This is a genomic window from Streptomyces coryli, from assembly GCF_011044975.1.
GTDB lineage: Bacteria > Actinomycetota > Actinomycetes > Streptomycetales > Streptomycetaceae > Streptomyces > Streptomyces coryli.
This window is the reverse complement of the sequence record NZ_JAAKZV010000496.1, coordinates 1-2,007: the sequence shown is the minus strand read 5'-3', so window position 1 is coordinate 2,007 and position 2,007 is coordinate 1. Positions and strand designations below refer to the sequence as shown.

Genomic DNA, 2,007 nt, shown 5'->3' with positions numbered 1-2,007 from the left:
GCCCCAGGCAGTCCCGGTCTGCGGGCAACGGCCCACCGCCGCCCGGCAGACCAACCCGCACCGCCCCTCTTCCCTTCCGTAGCCAGCCCTCCAGCCGGCACCGGCTCCCAACGCACGTCGGCAGCGCGGCCGTCACCATCCGTTGCCAACCCACCCGCATCCAGCACGTCCCAGCTCAGCTCAGCTCGGCCCACGAAGCCCAGCCCAACCCAACAAACCCCTCAGCCAGCCGCAGGCAAAGGCACCGCCACCGGCGGCTGCACCCCCACATACCTCGCCGCAGGCCTAATGATCTTCGAATCCTCCGCCTGCTCCAGCACATTCGCGCTCCAGCCCACCACCCGCCCCGACGCGAACGTCGGGGTGAACATGTCCCGGGACAGGCCGCACAGTTCCATGACCACCCCCGCATAGAACTCCACATTCGTGTGCAGCTCCCGCCCCGGCTTGAGTTCCGCCAGGATCTCGATCACCCTGCGCTCCACCTCCATCGCGAAGTCGACGAGCTCACCGCCGAAGCCCTCCGCGATCCCGCGCAGCATGCGCGAGCGCGGGTCCTCCGTCCGGTACACAGGGTGGCCGAAGCCCATGATCCGGTCACCCGCGAGCACCCGCTCGCGGATCCACGCGTCGATACGGTCCGGCGTGCCGATCGCGTCCAGCGTGTCCAGCGCGCGCGACGGCGCGCCACCATGCAGCGGGCCGGACAGCGCGCCGATCGCGCCCACCAGACACGCCGCGAAGTCCGCGCCCGTGGACGCGATCGTGCGGGCGGTGAACGTCGAGGCGTTGAAGCCATGGTCGATCGTCGAGATCAGGTACTGCTCGATCGCCCGTGCCTTCGCCGGCTCCGGCTCCTCACCCGTGAGCATGTACAGGTAGTTGGCCGCATACGGCAGATCAGCCCGCGGCTCCACCGGCTCCAGTCCCAGCCCCAGCCGATGCAGCGCCGTCAGCAGCGTCGGCACGATCGCGCACGCCACCAGCGCGTCCGCCTCCCGCCGATCGCCGTCGATGTCATACAGCGGGCGGAAGCCCTTCGACGCCCCCACCTGCGACAGCGCGGTGCGCAGTCCGGCCAGCGGGCCCGCCACCAGCCCGGACCGGGCGATCGCCGGCAGCGCATCCCTGATGTCCTCCGGCAGCGGGCGCAGCGCGGCCGTCCTCGACGCGAAGTCCGATGCCTGTGCCGCGTCCGGGAGTTCGCCGTAGAACATCAGGTGCCAGACGTCCTCGAAGCTGCGGGTCCGGGCGAGCTCCACCGCCGAGTACTGCCGGTAGTGGTAGAAGCCCTCGCGGCCGCGGACGTCACCGAGCCGGGTGTCGGTGACGATCACGCCGCTCAGCCCTCGTGGGGCGATGAACGGGGCGCCGGCAGAGCGAGTTGACATGTTGATCCTCCCTCAATGTTGATTTCCAATGTCCATGCTTGATTAAATGGCTGTCAATGTTGAGGGAATCAATGCTGACGACGCGGGAAGCCGCCGAACGCCTCGGCGTCAAGCCCGAGACGCTGTACGCGTATGTCAGCCGCGGGCTGCTCACCAGCCACAAGGCGGAGGGTCACCGCGGCAGCCTCTTCGAGGCCCGCGAGGTCGACTCACTCGCCCGCAAAAGCCAGGGCCGCCAGCCCGACGGCGCGGCCCCCGGCGGCCTCGCGGTCCGTACGGGCATCACCCTCATCGGCTCCGACCGCTACTACTTCCGAGGCGTCGACGCGGCCGAACTCGCCGAGAACTACGACTACGAAGAAGTCGCCGACTGGCTCTGGACAGGCGTCATGACCAGCGGCATCCGCTTCCGCGCACCCGAGGACCTGCTCACCGCCGCCGAGCCCGCCGTCCGCGCCCTCCCCGCCACCGCCAGCCCGGTCGACCGCCTCCGCGCCGCCGCCGTCGCCGCGTCCGCCGCCGACCCGCTGCGCTTCGACCTCACCCCCGACGCCGTCCACGCCACCGCCCGCGGCCTCATCGCCGCCCTGCGCGCCCAGGACCACGAGCACGCCAA

The 2,007-nt window shown here is 70.6% G+C and carries 2 protein-coding genes; one reads left to right on the top strand and one right to left on the bottom strand.

Annotation, left to right across the window (positions count from 1 at the left end; translation table 11 throughout):
- Positions 1-221 precede the first annotated feature (221 nt).
- Positions 222-1,391 carry a citrate synthase/methylcitrate synthase gene (locus G5C51_RS41680; protein ID WP_165246101.1) on the bottom strand — a complete coding sequence of 390 codons (1,170 nt, stop codon included), beginning with the start codon at positions 1,389-1,391 and terminating at the stop codon, positions 222-224.
- 71 nt (positions 1,392-1,462) lie between these two features.
- On the opposite strand from G5C51_RS41680, the gene G5C51_RS41675 reads away from it, so the two are divergent.
- Positions 1,463-2,007: citrate synthase (locus G5C51_RS41675; RefSeq protein WP_240930287.1), on the top strand; the 545-nt coding region annotated here is incomplete at its 3' end.

Excerpts from the sequence above, each read along its gene's own strand:
- G5C51_RS41680 (WP_165246101.1), bottom strand. The coding sequence starts at position 1,391 with ATGTCAACTCGCTCTGCCGGCGCCCCGTTCATCGCCCCACGAGGGCTG.